This window comes from Micromonospora sp. NPDC049101, from assembly GCF_040648675.1.
GTDB lineage: Bacteria > Actinomycetota > Actinomycetes > Mycobacteriales > Micromonosporaceae > Micromonospora.
Genome location: NZ_JBEZED010000045.1, coordinates 24,472 through 39,847, shown reverse-complemented (window position 1 = coordinate 39,847; position 15,376 = coordinate 24,472). Strand labels below are relative to the sequence as shown.

Below are 15,376 nucleotides of genomic sequence, written 5' to 3'. Positions count from 1 at the left end.
GATCTTGCAAAACCTAGTGAATGAAAACCACGAAGTCGATCTCTAACGCCCCAGGTCAAGAAGTGTGCTCCCCGCGCACGCGGGGGTGATCCCGACTCGATCGAGCTGGCGAAGAACTGGACGGTGTGCTCCCCGCGCACGCGGGGGTGATCCGGATCAGGGCATCGACTGGTCGGCGTACACCATGTGCTCCCCGCGCACGCGGGGGTGATCCCTGTTCGTGGCCTACCGCGACCCGCTGGCCATCGTGCTCCCCGCGCACGCGGGGGTGATCCTCAGCGGTCGCCGATACGACGCCGGCCCGACCGGTGCTCCCCGCGCACGCGGGGGTGATCCCGGGGCGGACGGCGCGCCGGGAGCGGCAGGCAAGTGCTCCCCGCGCACGCGGGGGTGATCCTAACCATGAGCAGTGGTCCGACGTTGGAGAACCGTGCTCCCCGCGCACGCGGGGGTGATCCTCTGAGGTTTGCGAGATTTTCGAGGGGCGGCGGGTGCTCCCCGCGCACGCGGGGGTGATCCCGGCGGGGACACGCGAGAGTCCTTCCAGAGTCGGTGCTCCCCGCGCACGCGGGGGTGATCCGGACGGGCCTTCCTCGAAGCGCTAGAGCAGGACGTGCTCCCCGCGCACGCGGGGGTGATCCGCCGTGGAGGCCCACCCCGAGCACCCCGCAGGAGTGCTCCCCGCGGACGCGGGGGTGATCCGGGCCTGCAACGCAACATCCCCGGCAGCATCCTGTGTTCCCCGCGCACGCGGGGGTGATCCCGCCGTTTTCGGGTCGCACGACAGGAAGGCCACGTGCTCCCCGCGCACGCGGGGGTGATCCCGTGGTGTTCGACCGGGACGCGTGGACACCGTCGTGCTCCCCGCGCACGCGGGGGTGATCCCGACTGCCCGCCGGCGCGGTCGAGCGGACCCAGGTGCTCCCCGCGCACGCGGGGGTGATCCCTCTCCTGTCCGTCGGAATTCCGGGCTGATCTGGTGCTCCCCGCGCACGCGGGGTGATCCCGCGTACGCGGTCTGCCCGCCCACCGCCGCGGCGTGCTCCCCGCGCACGCGGGGGTGATCCCAGCCTGTCTCAGCTGCCCCACGACCGGCGCCCGTGCTCCCCGCGCACGCGGGGTGATCCCGGGTACACGCTGCGCGCTGGTGCTGTGCTCCCCGCGCACGCGGGGGTGATCCCTGCGTGCCGCCGGAGTGGCAGGAGCCAGGCAAGTCTTCCCCGCGCACCCGGGGGTGATCCCTCCATGCCGTCCTCCAGGACCGGCGTCCCGCCGTCTTCCCCGCGCACGCGGGGGTGATCCGTTGCCGGCCGAGGCCCGGGGCGCGGTCACGGGTCTTCCCCGCGTACGCGGGGGTGATCCGTGGATGACCGAGGTCGCCGCGAAGACGGGTGCCGTCTTCACCGCGCACGCGGGGGTGATCCCCGGCCGCCGCCAAGGTACAGGCCCACGTGCGTGTCTTCCCCGCGCACGCGGGGGTGATCCGGCGGGGTCCGATGCCGCCGTGGTCGCCCCGCCGTGTTCCCCTCGCACGCGAGGGCGATGTCAACGCCGCCTCAATTTCAGGCGGAGCCGACAGGTGATCCGATGTGCCGGTGGGCCTACCCCGTTTTGACGGATATCCAAGATCAGGGGACCTGGGGTCTCCGGGAGGATGTCCAGCATCTTGGAGAGCATGGGGAAGAAGCGGCCGCGGCCTCGGCGTTTGTTCACGCCGGAGTTCAAGGCCGAGATCGTCGAGTTGTGCCAGCGTGGTGACCGCACGCTTCGGCAGGTCAGCCAGGATTTCGACCTGACCGAGACCCCGGTGCGTGACTGGGTCAAGCAGGCCAACCTCGACAGCGGCACCCGCGCCGACGGGCTGACCAGCAGCGAACGAGACGAGCTCGCGCAGTTGAGGCGGGAGAACCGCTTCTGCCACTTCGGGACGCCCGGCCGCCCTCACGGGTGGCCCAGGGGCCTACTTCTGGCTGGCCTTCTCGACGTCTTCCACGCTCACAAGGCGGCTGGGCCGACCGAGGGCGCTGCCGGAGCTTGGCAAAGGAGCACCTCGAACACAGTGCCGCGTTCCGTGCAGGGACCGTTCCGCATCGCTAGCCTGCACCAGCAGCCCAGCGAGGAGCAGTGGGAATACGCGGCGCGGGCCGGCACCACCACGCTGACCTTCTACGGTGACGACGAACCCGCCGAGGACCAACTGCTCGACGGATTCGGCGACGAGACGCGGACCGCCGCCCGCGAGAACACGTTCGGACTGGCAGCGATGGGGTCGGCGAACGAACTCTGCGCCGACGTACGGATCCCCGGGTTCAACGGCGCACCGTCAGACGCGCGACCACGGAGGACCGGAGACGGGCCCCGGACCGTACGCGGCGGAGCCGCCGATCTGTACCCGTGGCAGGGCTGTGGCGAGTGGCTGCTACTGCTCGCCCGCCACTCGGTACGAACACGCCGACTTCACGGCGGTACGCCCAGCCGCACCACTGCCACCCCACTGAGGGTGGTCTGAGAGGATCTCTCGCGAGCCGGCAAGCAGGCCGACGGTCGCCGAACAGGGAGGCGGCGTCTCCCGTCGGCCTCACCGCCCGAATAGTCCGACGTACGGCTTGTCCCCCGGCAGCACGGTAATCCGGCCGACACCTGCCCGCGCGGACACGACACTGTGCGACGAGTCAAGGCGATCGAGGCGTGTGCCCAGCTCGACAGGGTTCTCGCTACGCAGCCTCAACGAGCAGCGATCCATCGATCGCCAAGACGCTGGCGCGCCGATCCGAGAGAACGGCGTAGCCGCGTCGTGCGGCCTCGTAGACCACTTGGGCAAGTCCGATGTCCCCGCTGGCTGCTGGCAGGAGAGCCGCGACCGCGCCACTGTCAGCGGCGGCGAATTTCGCAAGCCACGTGTTCGGCTCCTGACACAGACCCACGAGACGGTCGTGCTGCTCGGGTACCGCCTGCACCGCTAGAGCGAGACTCGTCTCGCAGATCAGCACCGTCTGCCCGCGCCGACGGCACGATGCGACCAGTGCGCTGACGAACATGTCCGACCTCGCGAACGCGACCAGAGCGCCAACATCGAGCACCCAACCTCCCAGAGCGTCGAGACCCATGTCAGGCGCAGCATCGTCGCGCGAACTGCATCCGAGCCCGCCGTCGGCGCACTTCGTCATCCCGTCACCTCCACCGGTGGCAGCCCGTTGGCTACCGCACCGGCGTCAGGTTCCAGACGAGGCGTTTCCCGACCGCTGCCAAGCGGCGTCACGCCGGCACCCGGCCCCTTGGCTGCGGTTTCCGGAGGACGCTCCCCAGTAATTCCGACGACGGCCGTAGCGGTCCGAGCCTTCACAGCCGTAGGCCGCGCCAGCCGTCAGCGCCAACCTGAAGCGTCGCCGAACTCACGAAGCAAGACGGCCAAAGGCCAGGGACAGAACAGCCGAGCCGCCGAGGAAACACGGCTCGACCTTGGAGCGCAATCCGTGTTACCGGCGCTCCCGGGAACGCCGCTACCAGAAACGGGTAGCGCCACAAGCAACGCCCGAACCGGATGGTCGTGTCGAGGCGTGCCAGACCGTGCCTCTCCAGCCAGACGCGCCTGGCGTCGGCTCCCTCGACCTAAGGACCAGGGTGATGACCACCAGCAGCTTCAACCAGGACGAGCTACTGCAACTTCCTGCGATGATCGACCTGGCGACCGCCGCCCGCGCCCTCGGAGTTGGCCGCACAAAGGCATACGACCTGGCGAAGAGCAACGCCTTCCCCTGCCCAGTGCTTCGGATCGGAACCTCGTACCGCGTGCGCACGGCAGACTTGCTCCGGCTCATCGGCGTCGACCGGCAGCCGACGACCGTCCGTGACGATCGTCCGGAAGAGACAGAGCGGCGCTACGCCGATCGCTGAGGTTCATCCTCGTCGGGTGCAGTGGCAGCCCATGCCGGCCGGTACCGCCCGGTGAGCACATCGTCAACGAGCAAGGCGACGATCCCGGGCGGGGTCAGGTCGGGCCGCAGAGCCCCCAACCTCTCCATTTCCGACGGCGTCAGCCTGATCTTGACCTGCTGATCCCGCTTCTCCCGCAAAGGCAACGGCGGCAGGTTGTCAGCGACAGGGCGCTGTCGCGGCATACCTCAACTCCTCAGCAAGCAGATCGAACGGCCGCATGACGAGTCGAGGGTCCCACATCTCACATCGCCTATCGCCATCCGCCACTAGGCGGAAATCGGGCCCGAAAATTGGTACCAATATTCGGTACCATTGGATGTGCAGCCTCGCCGCCTCAAGCCCGGACGAGAACCCCATCTACGAAAGGCGCAGGAGCAGAATGAGCACCTCGGACCCGATCAAGAAGATCACGCTTCGAAGCGGCAAGACCCGTTACCGGTTCGTCCTCGACGTCGGACGCAAGCCGGACGGGCGTCGGGACCAGCGGACGTACACCTTCGACACCAGGAAAGAAGCCAAGGCGGAGTACGCCCGGATCAAGCACGAGACCGACCGCGGCACATACGTCAAACCCGGCAAGATCACCGTCGACGAGTTCCTCGACGAGTGGTTGGCGTCCGCCACCCGCGACGTGGAGAAGGCCACCGCCGCGAACTATCGCGACGCACTCCTCCCGGTCCGGGCTCGTCTCGGTGGCAAGCCGCTCCAGGACGTCACCGAGGCCGACATTGAGGCGCTGATCGACTGGATGCTGACGGAGGGCCGGCGACGCGGCGGCAAGCCGGGTACGGGGCTAGGTGTCCGATCGGTGCGCCTGACGCTTGGCCGGCTCCGGACCGCACTGAACGTCGCGGTTCGCCGCCAACTCGTGGTGCGGAACGTCGCAGCATTCGTGGCCATCCCCAGGGCAGCGGCGAAGGCCGCCATTGAGGCGAGCGCCGAGCGCAAGCCCTGGACTCAGGAGGAGGTGAAGGCGTTCCTGACCGGCATCACCGCTGAGCGCCTCTACGCCCCATGCCTGCTGTCGCTGATGGGCCTGCGGCCCGCTGAGGTATGTGGCCTGCGCTGGTCCGATGTCGACTTCGAGGCTGGCACGATCGCGGCCGGGGAGAACACGCGGACGCTCGTCGATGGCGAGATCGAGGAAAAGGAGGCCAAGTCAGCGGCCGGCAAACGCGGCCTGCCGATGCCGGCGACGGTAACGAAGGCGCTCAAGGCGTTCCACACCCTGCAAAAGAAGGAACGGCTGAAGGCCGGCAACGCCTACACCGACAGCGGCTACGTCCTGGTCAACGAACTCGGCCAGCCGCAGCGCACCGACTGGCTCCGCCGCCGGGTCTACGAGCTGATGGCCAAGGTCGGAGTCCGCAAGGTTCGGCCATACGACGCGCGGCATGCCTGCCTGACCTACCTCGCCGGCGCCGGAGTACCCGATGTCGTGCTGGCGGCCTGGGCCGGCCACGCCGACGGCGGCACGCTCGCCAAACGGGTCTACGTCCACCCCGACAGCAGCCACCTCAAGGTGGCGGCAGAGCACCTCGAATCAGGCCTGTTCGGGTGACTCGAGCGGCCTGAAATTCAGCAGTACGTGCGTACGTGAGAAATTGTGAGACGAAACGGCAAGAGGCCCCGACTCACCGAAGTGAATCAAGGCCTCTGACCTGCCAAAACTCTGTCGGGACGGCCGGATTCGAACCGACGACCCCTTGACCCCCAGTCAAGTGCGCTACCAAGCTGCGCCACGTCCCGCCCCCGCGCGGTTTCCCCCGCGGCAGCCGGTACAGCTTAGCGCAGCGGCTCCGGCTCGTCCGCACAGGCCCCACCTGCGTCGCGACGTTACTGAACCACCGCACAACCCCTAGAGCGTCCTAGGAGGGTGGGGTAGAGAAATGCCGGATGGGCCACAGCGAGGGCCCATCCGGCATTTTTCGCGATCAGGTCAGCCGTGCGCCTTGCCTCGACCGCCGGGGCCGAGCTTCTTGCGGGGGCGGACCGAGATTTCGATCGGGCTGCCCTCGTACCCGAATTCCTCACGGAGCTTGCGCTCGACGAAGCGCTGGTATCCCGCGTCGAGCGGGCCGGTGGTGAACAGCACGAACCGTGGCGGTGCCACTCCGGCCTGCGTCGCGAACAGGATCCGCGGTGCGCGCCCGCCGCGCACCGGGTGCGGGGTGGCCTGCACCAGCGCGGTCAACCACTGGTTGAGCTGCGCCGTCGGGATCCGGGTTTCCCAGCTGGCCAGGGCCTTGTTCAGGGCCGGGGCCAGCTTGTCCACGGCACGGCCGGTCATCGCCGACAGGTTCAGCCGGATCGCCCAGGGAATGCGGCGCAACTCCCGGTCGATCTCCTTGTCCAGGTAGTAGCGACGGTCGGCGTCGACCAGGTCCCACTTGTTGAACGCGATGACCATCGCCCGGCCGGCCTCGGTCACCATGGACAGGATCCGCTGGTCCTGTTCGCTGATCGGCTCGCTGGAGTCCAACAGCACCACGGCCACCTCGGCGGCCTCGATGGCACCGGCGGTGCGCAGGCTGGCGTAGTACTCGGTGCCGCTGGCCTTGCCGACCCGCTTGCGCAGCCCCGCCGTGTCGACAAGTTGCCAGGTCTGACCACCGATCTCGACCAGGCTGTCCACCGGGTCCACAGTGGTGCCCGCCACCGAGTCGACAACCGCCCGATCCTCACCGGAGAACCGGTTGAGCAGGCTGGACTTGCCCACGTTCGGCCGTCCGACCAGCGCCACCCGCCGAGGTCCGCGCGGCCGGTTCTCGACGATCGCCGGAGCTTCCGGCAACGCGGCGAGGATGGCGTCCAGCAGGTCGCCGGAGCCGCGTCCGTGCAGCGCGGAGACCGGGAACGGCTCACCGAGGCCGAGCGACCAGAGCGAGGTCGCCTCCATCTCGATGGAGGTGTTGTCGGCCTTGTTGGCCACCAGGATCACCGGCTTGGCGCTGCGCCGCAGCATCTTCACCGCGGCCTCGTCGACATCGGTGGAGCCCACCATCGCGTCGACCACGAACAGAACCACGTCGGCGGTGACGACCGCCGTCTCAGCCTGCGCCGCGATGGCCGCGGCCCGGTCCTTCGCGTCCGGTTCCCAGCCGCCGGTGTCCACCACGGTGAACGCCCGGCCGTTCCACTGCGCGTCGTACGGCACCCGGTCCCGGGTCACACCGGGGACGTCCTCGACCACCGCCTGGCGGCGGCCGATGATCCGGTTGACAAGCGTGGACTTACCCACGTTGGGGCGGCCGACGACGGCCACCACCGGCTGCGGCCCGCTCGGTTCCTCGACGGCGACGTCGGGCTCCCGCAACTCCACCCAGCCCGCACCCTCGCTCATGCCGCTCCTCCGCTTCGCTCCGGACCGCCATGAGGCACAACCGCACTGAGCCTGATGATTCGCTCGCCACGCTCGCTCATGCCACACCCCGCTCGGTGAGCAGGTGACGCAGCCGCGCCACGACCTCGTCGATGCCCAACTCGGTGGTGTCCAGCACCACCGCGCCGGGTGCCTGGGTCAGCGGGTTGACCTTGCGGGTCGAGTCGAGACGGTCCCGGCGCGCCAGGTCCGCGGCGGTGGCCGCCACGTCGGCGGCGTCCTCGGCGCTGCGTCGGGCCGCACGGGCCGCCTCGGAGGCGGTCAGGAAGACCTTCAGGTCCGCATCCGGGGCAACGACCGAGCCGATGTCACGACCCTCGGCGACCATCCGGCCCGCGTTGGCGATCATCTCGCGTTGCCGGGCGACCATCAGCTCGCGGACCGCCGGCACCGCGGCGACGGCGGAAACCGCGCCGGTCACCTCCGGGCCCCGGATATCCGCGTCCACGCCCACGCCGTCGACGGTCACGGCGTACCCCTGCGGGTGGGTGCCGATGTGCAGCTTGACCTCGCCGGCGACCTTCGCCACCGACGCGGTGTCGGTGAGGTCCACGCCGGAGCGCAGCACGGCCCACGTGATCGCCCGGTACATCGCCCCGGTGTCCAGGTAGCGCGCACCGATGACAACGGCGAGGCGCCGCGACACGGTCGACTTACCCGAACCGGACGGCCCGTCCACAGCGACCACACATCGCCCGGTCCGTACGTTTTCCTGCACCGTGTCCTCCTCAGCCCGTACCTCACGGATCGCCCGGTGAGTGGCGCCGCAAGCGGTTCGTCAATCGTCATCAATCATGCCCGCGGTCCGTGGCGGACCCGCGCGCGACGCCGCCGGAGGCGATCCACGCCACCTCCGACTGCCGCGTCCCGGCCGTCGGTGGAGCCTACCGGCAGCCGTACCCGCAACCCCCGGGGTCAGTCACCCACCGCGTTGAACAGGGCGGCGACCTCGGCGTTTGTCAACCGCCGGATCCGCCCGGTGCGCAGGTCACCGAGCCGGATGGGCCCGATGGAGGTACGCACCAGCCGGGTGACCGGGTGCCCGACCTCCTCCATCAGCCGCCGGACGATGTGTTTGCGGCCCTCGTGCAGGCTCAGCTCGACCTGGGCGCTCTTACCCAGAGTGTCCACCACCTTGAACGAGTCGACCTTGACCGGCCCGTCCTCCAGCTCGACGCCGGCCAGCAGCCGCTTGCCCAGGTTGCGCGGGATCGGCCCAACCACCTCGGCGAGGTACGTCTTCAGCACCTCGTACGAGGGGTGCATGAGCCGGTGCGCGAGGGTGCCGTCGTTGGTGAGCAGCAGCAGGCCCTCGCTGTCCGCATCGAGCCGCCCGACGTGGTAGACCCGCTGCTCCACCCGATTGCCGATGAACTCGGCCAGCTCGTTGCGGCCCTTGTCGTCCGCCATGGTGGTAACCACCCCGCGCGGCTTGTTCATCGCCACGTAGACCAGGCGGATGTCGACCTGGAGGCGCTCCCCGTCCACGTGGATCACCGCGGTGGCCGGGTCGACCTTGTCACCGAGTTTGGCGACCCGCCCGTCCACGGTGACCCGGCGGCGGAAGATCAGGTCCTCGCAGGCGCGTCGGGAACCCACGCCGGCGGCGGCGAGCACCTTCTGCAGACGCTCAGCCCCCTCATAGACGGGCGCGTTGGGTTTCGGGGAACGGTTATCGGGTCGCATCAGCAAGCTCTTCTACGTCGTCGGGCAGGAAGGGTGCGAGGGGCGGCAGCTCGTCGACGGTGTTCAGCCCGAGCTTTTCCAGGAACAACGTGGTGGTCCGGTAGAGAAACGCCCCGCTGTCCTGTTCGGTGCCGCACTCCTCGACGAGGCCGCGGGTGACCAGCGTACGGATGACCCCGTCGCAGTTCACACCCCGGATGGCTGAGATTCGCGAACGGGTCACCGGCTGCTTGTAGGCGACCACGGCGAGCGTCTCCAACGCCGCCTGGGTCAGCCGCACCGATTGCCCGTCCAACACGAACCGTTCGACGTACGTAGCGTATTCCGGCCGGGTGTAGAGCCGCCACCCGCCGGCCGCCCGCCGCAGCTCGAACCCGTGCCCGGCCGCGGTGTAGCCGGCGGCGATCTCGTCGAGCATCGGCCCGACCCGTTCGGCGGGCTGCTCGAGCACCTGCGCCAGGACCAACTCGCTGACCGGCTCGTCGACCACCAGCAGGATCGCCTCCAACGCGCCGCGCAGCTCGGCGTCGGACAATTCCGGCGCGGGCTCCGGCGCGGCCGGCACCCGCCGCCGTCCCACACCCTCCCGACGGGGTACGCCCCGAACCCCACCCAACTCCCCCACCGCCGAACCGGTCCCCGCCACCGAACCCGAGCCCGACTGCGTCGACTCCGAGCCCGACGCGTTCGCGCTCGGCTCGGCGAAGATCTTGGAAGATTTCGGCCCCTGGAGGGGCGCTTTCCCTCCAAGATCTCCCTGATCTGACAACGGAGGCGTGGCCGACTCGACCGGCAGCGGAGTGGTGGCCGACTCGACCGACAGCGGAGCTGACTCGTCTGGCGGTGGGGTTGGCTCGTCTGGCGGGGCGTCGGTGTTGTCGGGGGTGTTCGCGGCGGCGGGCGGGCGAGGGCGGTCCCACGGGGGGACCCAGGCGGCAGCCTGGTCGGCCAGCGAGTCCCTGCGTTCCTCGTCACTCATCCCGCGCACCCTCCGTCATTCCCGTCCCGTCCGGCCCGCCGGCCTCCCGCACCGACTCGGGCCCAACCCGCACCGACGCAGGCTCAGCCCCGGCCGACTCAGCCCCAACCCCCGCCGACTCAGCCCCCGCCAGCGCAGGCCCAACCCCCGCCGACGCAGGCTCAGCCCCCGCCGACTCAGCCCCAGCCCCCGCCGACTCAGCCCCCACCAACGCAGGCCCAACCCCCGCGGGCTCAGGCCCAAGTGCGGGCGACTCCGGGTCGGCCGGGGTGCCCGCGTACTCGTCGACGTGCAGCTCGGTGTCGCCGTCGGCCGGGCCGGTCCAGCGCACGGTCAGCTCCTCCAGGGCCTGCTCCTGCACGAAGGACACCAGGCCCTCCCGGTACAGCTCCAGCAGCGCGAGGAACCGGGCCACCACCTCCAGGGTGGCCTCGCAGTCGGCGCAGAGCAGCGAGAACGTGGCCGTGCCGGCCCGGCGCAGCCGGGCGGTGAGGATCGCCGCGTGTTCTCGGACACTGACCCGGACCATGTGCACGTGGGCGATGGAGACCTCCGGCACCGGTTTCGGGGTCATCGCCTTCACGGCCAGCTTCAGCAGCCGCTGCGGGCCGATGCCGAGCACCAGGTCGGGCAGCGCGTCGGCGTAGCGGGCCTCCAGGCTGACCGCCCGCGGATACCGTCGGCCGCCGACCGCCTCCAACTCGGCGATGTGTGCCGCCGCCTCCTTGTACGCCTTGTACTGCAGCAGCCGGGCGAAGAGCAGGTCCCGGGCTTCCAGCAGGGCGAGGTCGGCCTCGTCCTCGACCTCGGCGGAGGGCAGCAGCCGGGCGGCCTTCAGGTCGAGCAGGGTCGCGGCGATGAGCAGGAACTCGCTGGCCTCGTCGAGGTCCCAGTCGTCGCCCATCGCCCTGATGTAGGCGATGAACTCGTCGGTGACCGTGTGCAGCGCCACCTCGGTGACGTCGAGCTTGTGCTTGCCGATCAGTTGCAGCAGCAGGTCGAACGGGCCGGTGAAGTTGGCCAGCCGGACCGTGAAGCCGGTCGCAGCCGACTCGGCAGGCAGGTCGGCAGCCAGGTCCGCGGGCGGCACACCGTCGACCACCGCCGTGGCGGCGGTCTCGGGCGGGTCCAGGGGTGGCGCGGTCACCGCACGACCGTAGTCCACGAGGTGGGCACCGGGCGTTCCGGCTACCGCTCCGACTGGGCGGCGATCACCTCGCGGGCCAGCTGACGGTAGTTGCGTGCCCCGGAGGACGCCGGGTCCATCGTCGTGATGGGGGCACCGGCCACCGTGGACTCGGGGAACTTCACCGTCTTGGTGATGACCGTCTGGTAGACCTTGTCGCCGAACGCCTCGACCACCCGCTGCAGGACCTGACGGCAGTGCGTGGTGCGGCTGTCGTACATGGTGGCGAGGATGCCTTCGAGCTCCAGGTCAAAGTTGAGCCGTTCGCGCACCTTGTCGATGGTGTCCAGCAGCAGGGCCACCCCGCGCAGGCTGAAGAACTCGCACTCCAGCGGGATGAGCACGCCGTGGGCGACGGTCAGCGCGTTGATCGCCAGCAGGCCGAGCGACGGCTGGCAGTCGATCAGGATGTAGTCGTACTCCTTGCGGACCGTGCGCAGGACCCGGGCCAGGGCCATCTCCCGGGCGACCTCGTTGACGAGCTGGATCTCGGCGGCGGAGAGGTCGATGTTGGCCGGCAACAGGTGCAGGCCCGCCACGTCGGTCTTGATGACGACGTCCTCGGCGATGATGTCGTCCTGCATGAGCAGGTTGTAGATGGACAGGTCGAGGTTGTGCGGGTTAACTCCCAGCCCCACCGAGAGGGCGCCCTGCGGGTCGAAGTCGACCAGCAGCACCTTGCGGCCGTACTCCGCGAGGGCCGCGCCCAGGTTGATGGTGGTGGTCGTCTTTCCGACGCCACCCTTCTGGTTGGCCATCGCGATGATGCGCGCCGGCCCGTGCCGGTCGGTGGGCATCGGCTCGGGGATGGGCTTGCGCATCGTGTAGGCAGCCGGGTCCGCGGGACCCAGGTCCGCGCCGAGCGTGGCCTGCTGCTCGCGGAGCTCCGACGTCCAGGTCTCGGCACGGTCACCGTTGCCAGCCATGTGCTCGTTGCCCCCTCCCGACGACCCACCCGGCGTCGGAGCCGTCCGACGTCCTTCGCGGCGCCGCTGCGCACCCCGGTCGTGTCGCTCCAGGAGGTCCGCGCCGATGCCGACTGTACGCCACCGACCAGCAGGGGGTTCGGCACCGGCCCGGCGTGTCGGAGCCGACCGCGACCGGGTTCAGTCCCGGGCGCGCGGATGGGCGGTGGCGTAGACCTCGCGCAGCCGCTCCACGGTGACCAACGTGTAGACCTGCGTCGTGGTCACCGACGCGTGGCCGAGCAACTCCTGGACCACCCGGACGTCGGCGCCGCCGTCGAGCAGGTGGGTGGCGTACGAGTGGCGCAGGGTGTGCGGGGAGACGGCGGCGGGGCCGTCGACGGGCAGCCCGGCCCGACCGGCGGCGCCGCGCAGGATGCCCCAGGCGCCCTGGCGGGTCAGCGCGCCGCCGCGGGCGTTGAGGAAGACCATCGGGGTGCCCCGACCGGCGGCGGCCAGGCCGGGGCGGGCCCGGACCAGGTAGGCGCGTACCGCGTCGACGGCGTACCCGCCGATCGGCACCAGCCGCACCCGGCCGCCCTTGCCGCGCAGCAGCACGGTGCCCTCGTCGGTGTCCAGGTCGTCCACGGCGGCGCCGACCGCCTCGGAGATGCGCGCGCCGGTGCCGTACAGGAACTCCAGCAGCGCCCGGTCACGCAGCGCGAGCGGGGCGTCCGCGCCGGTCGCGGTGACCGGGCCGGCGGTCTCCAACAGCCGGATCACGTCGTCGACTCCGAGTGCCCGGGGCAGCCGGCGGGGCGGCGTGGGTGGGCGGACGTCGCGGCTGGGGTCGGCGCCGGCCAGCCCTTCGCGCAGCGCGAAGCGGTGCAGGCCGCGGACCGCGCTGGCGGCGCGGGCGGCGGAGGAGACCGCCAGCGGAGGGTGCGCGTCGTCGCCCGCGCGCAGCCGCGCCAGGTGCGACTCGACGAGCCCGGCGCCGACCGACGCGAGGTCGGTGACGCCGGCGTCGGCCAGGGTCGCGAGATAGCGGTCCAGATCCCGACGGTACGAGGAGAGCGTGTTCGCCGACAGTCCACGCTCGACGGTGAGGTGGTCGAGGTAGCCGCGCACGGCACGACGCAGGGCCGGCGTGGGCGGTGTGCCCACGCCGGCGCCGGAGTCGGTGCCGCCGGTCAGCCCGCCACCGCTCAGGCCAGCGCGTCGGTCAGCGCGAGCACGTCCATGCCGTGCGCCTCGGCGACCGGGCCGTAGGTGACCTGGCCGTCGTGGGTGTTCAGGCCCAGCGCCAGGGCCGGGTCGCGGCGCAGCGCCTCGCGCCAGCCGTGGTTGGCCAGCTCCAGGGCGTACGGCAGGGTGACGTTGGTCAGGGCGTACGTGCTGGTGTTCGGGACCGCGCCGGGCATGTTCGCCACGCAGTAGAAGATCGACTCGTGCACCTTGTAGACCGGGTCGGCGTGGGTGGTCGGGCGCGAGTCCTCGAAGCAGCCGCCCTGGTCGATCGCGATGTCGACGAGCACGCTGCCCGGCTTCATCCGGGAGACCAGCTCGTTGGAGATCAGCGTCGGCGCCTTCGCGCCGGGCACCAGCACCGCGCCGATGACCAGGTCGGCGTCGAGCACCGCCCGCTCGACCTCGTAGGCGTTGGAGGCGATGGTCTGCAGGTGGCCACGGTAGATGGCGTCGGCCGACCGGAGCCGGGCGACGTTCTTGTCCAGCAGCAGCACCTCGGACTGCAGGCCCAGCGCGATCGCGGCGGCGTTCATGCCGGACACGCCGGCGCCGATGACGACGGTCTTGGCCGCGTACACACCGGAGACACCGCCGGGCAGCACACCGCGCCCGCCGCCGGTACGCATCATGTAGAAGGCGCCCACCTGCGGGGCGAGCCGGCCGGCCACCTCGGACATCGGGGCGAGCAGCGGCAGCGACCGGTCGGGCAGCTCCACCGTCTCGTACGCGATGCCGGTGACCCGGCGGTCCAGCAGCGCGTCGGTGCAGTCCTTCGAGGCGGCCAGATGCAGGTAGGTGAAGAGCACCTGCCCCTCGCGCATCCGGTGGTACTCCTCGGCGATCGGCTCCTTGACCTTGAGCACCAGCTCGGCGGTCTCCCACACCTCGTCGGCGGTGGCGAGGATCGTCGCGCCGGCGGCGGTGAACTCCTCGTCGGTGATGCTGGAGCCGACACCGGCACCGGACTCGACGAAGACCTGGTGACCACTGCGGGTGAACTCGTTGACGCCCGCTGGCGTGATCGCCACGCGGTACTCGTGGTTCTTGACCTCGCGTGGGATTCCGACCTTCACGATGCAGACACCTCTCTTCGGGGCTGCGCTCCCCCGACTGCTCGGTGCCGCGGCGGCCCCTTTGCCACCACGGTCCACCGGTCCCGCCGGCGGCAGTCTAGGCGCGCCCGATGCCGCCGTGAGCCAGCACAGTGGCATCCGGTGCCCGGGTGTCCTGACGGAGTGTCAGGGCACCTGGCGGATTCGCCGGTGCTCAGTCACCTCCGCCGTCGGAACAGGGTTCGGCCATTATCGCCCCATCTGCCGCATGCCGCTGCGGACCGGCGGCGAGGGGCCCCGCGGCTGACCGCGGGCCCCCTTCGCGCGTACTCCCTCGCCGGGATGGACCGGCGGCGGTGCTCAGCGGGGCAGCGGCGCGTCCGCCCGGCGCAGCGCCGACCAGCCGGTGTCCCGGGCGCGGGCCGTGGCCAGCAGCCCGGCCACCGCGGACGCGTTGGTGATCTCACCGGCCAGGACCATGGCCACCGCCTCGTCCAGGTCGAGCCGGACGATCTGGAGGTCGGCCTCCTCGTCGCGGCGCTCGTGGCGCTCGTCGGCCGGCACCTCGGCGAGGTCCCGGGCCAGGAAGACCCGGACCAACTCGTTGGTGAACCCGGGCGAGCTGTGCAGGTCGACAAGCACGTCGACCTGCCCGGCGGTGAGGTCCGCCTCCTCGGCCAGCTCCCGCAGCGCGGCCGCCGGCAACTCCTCGCCGGAGACGTCCATCAGCCCGGCGGGCAGCTCCCACAGGTGCCGCCCGACCGGGTGCCGGTACTGCCGGATCAGCACCACCTGACCGGCGTCGTCGAGCGCCACCACGGCCACCGCCCCGACGTGCCGGACCAGGTCACGCACCCCGGTACCGCCGCCGGGCATGGTCACCTCCTCGGTGACCACGTCGAAGATCCGCCCCCGGTACCGCTCCTCGCGGGACCGCACCTCGTAGCGGTGCTCCAGGTTGCTCACGCCGCCGCCTCGCTGCGCTCGACGACGGCGCGA

At 70.7% G+C, this 15,376-nt stretch carries 12 protein-coding genes, 1 tRNA gene, 2 pseudogenes and 1 CRISPR repeat array; of the genes and pseudogenes, 4 read left to right on the top strand and 11 right to left on the bottom strand.

Translation table 11 applies throughout. The annotated features are described in order from the left end of the window. Positions 1 to 68: 68 nt before the first annotated feature. Positions 69 to 1,546: a CRISPR direct-repeat array (repeat unit 24 nt; unit sequence TCCCCGCGCACGCGGGGGTGATCC). Between the two features lie 108 nt (positions 1,547 to 1,654). Both AB0B57_RS35820 and AB0B57_RS35815 read left to right on the top strand, forming a co-directional pair. Next, positions 1,655 to 1,897 (top strand): annotated as a pseudogene (locus AB0B57_RS35820) (transposase); the annotation flags it as partial. Positions 1,898 to 2,110: 213 nt separating this feature from the next. Continuing rightward, positions 2,111 to 2,498: pseudogene (locus AB0B57_RS35815) on the top strand (hypothetical protein); the annotation flags it as partial. Positions 2,499 to 2,714: 216 nt separating this feature from the next. On the opposite strand, the gene AB0B57_RS35810 reads toward AB0B57_RS35815, so the two are convergent. Continuing rightward, the gene (locus AB0B57_RS35810) at positions 2,715 to 3,167 is read right to left on the bottom strand and encodes a hypothetical protein (protein ID WP_357080599.1); all 453 of its coding nucleotides are present in this window, start codon (positions 3,165 to 3,167) and stop codon (positions 2,715 to 2,717) included. 457 nt (positions 3,168 to 3,624) lie between these two features. Between AB0B57_RS35810 and AB0B57_RS35805 the strand changes: the two genes are divergently transcribed. After that, positions 3,625 to 3,894, top strand: a complete 270-nt coding sequence (locus tag AB0B57_RS35805) for a helix-turn-helix domain-containing protein (protein ID WP_357080596.1) — start codon at positions 3,625 to 3,627, stop codon at positions 3,892 to 3,894. 421 nt (positions 3,895 to 4,315) lie between these two features. Further along, positions 4,316 to 5,497: a tyrosine-type recombinase/integrase gene (locus tag AB0B57_RS35800; protein WP_357080593.1), complete on the top strand. Its 1,182-nt coding sequence runs from the start codon at positions 4,316 to 4,318 to the stop codon at positions 5,495 to 5,497. Between the two features lie 114 nt (positions 5,498 to 5,611). Here AB0B57_RS35800 and AB0B57_RS35795 read toward each other — a convergent pair. The 10 genes from AB0B57_RS35795 to AB0B57_RS35750 form a co-directional block, all read right to left on the bottom strand. Next, positions 5,612 to 5,685: transfer RNA gene (locus AB0B57_RS35795), tRNA-Pro, on the bottom strand. Between the two features lie 190 nt (positions 5,686 to 5,875). Further along, the gene (gene der / locus AB0B57_RS35790) at positions 5,876 to 7,279 is read right to left on the bottom strand and encodes a ribosome biogenesis GTPase Der (protein WP_357080589.1); all 1,404 of its coding nucleotides are present in this window, start codon (positions 7,277 to 7,279) and stop codon (positions 5,876 to 5,878) included. 76 nt (positions 7,280 to 7,355) lie between these two features. After that, complete coding sequence (gene cmk, locus AB0B57_RS35785; RefSeq protein ID WP_357080586.1) at positions 7,356 to 8,036, bottom strand: (d)CMP kinase; 681 nt, start codon at positions 8,034 to 8,036, stop codon at positions 7,356 to 7,358. Positions 8,037 to 8,233: 197 nt separating this feature from the next. Further along, on the bottom strand, positions 8,234 to 9,004 hold the full coding sequence (locus AB0B57_RS35780; RefSeq protein WP_357080583.1) for a pseudouridine synthase: 771 nt from the start codon (positions 9,002 to 9,004) through the stop codon (positions 8,234 to 8,236). Then, complete coding sequence (gene scpB, locus AB0B57_RS35775) at positions 8,991 to 9,983, bottom strand: SMC-Scp complex subunit ScpB (RefSeq protein WP_357080580.1); 993 nt, start codon at positions 9,981 to 9,983, stop codon at positions 8,991 to 8,993. The genes AB0B57_RS35780 and scpB overlap by 14 nt, the downstream gene beginning before the upstream one ends. Next, positions 9,976 to 11,148 (bottom strand): segregation/condensation protein A, encoded by a 1,173-nt coding sequence (locus tag AB0B57_RS35770; protein ID WP_357080577.1) that lies wholly within the window; start codon positions 11,146 to 11,148, stop codon positions 9,976 to 9,978. The genes scpB and AB0B57_RS35770 overlap by 8 nt, the downstream gene beginning before the upstream one ends. A 23-nt stretch (positions 11,149 to 11,171) precedes the next feature. Continuing rightward, positions 11,172 to 12,095 carry an AAA family ATPase gene (locus AB0B57_RS35765; protein ID WP_030487987.1) on the bottom strand — a complete coding sequence of 308 codons (924 nt, stop codon included), beginning with the start codon at positions 12,093 to 12,095 and terminating at the stop codon, positions 11,172 to 11,174. A 180-nt stretch (positions 12,096 to 12,275) separates the two neighbouring features. Continuing rightward, entirely contained in the window at positions 12,276 to 13,241 is a 966-nt protein-coding gene (locus tag AB0B57_RS35760; protein WP_357080573.1) for a site-specific tyrosine recombinase XerD, read from the bottom strand. Positions 13,242 to 13,282: 41 nt separating this feature from the next. Then, the gene (ald, locus tag AB0B57_RS35755; protein WP_357080570.1) at positions 13,283 to 14,398 is read right to left on the bottom strand and encodes an alanine dehydrogenase; all 1,116 of its coding nucleotides are present in this window, start codon (positions 14,396 to 14,398) and stop codon (positions 13,283 to 13,285) included. A gap of 339 nt (positions 14,399 to 14,737) precedes the next feature. Further along, a complete protein-coding gene (locus AB0B57_RS35750) occupies positions 14,738 to 15,343 on the bottom strand; it encodes an NUDIX hydrolase (RefSeq protein ID WP_357080567.1) in 606 nt (201 codons plus the stop codon). Positions 15,344 to 15,376: the final 33 nt, after the last annotated feature.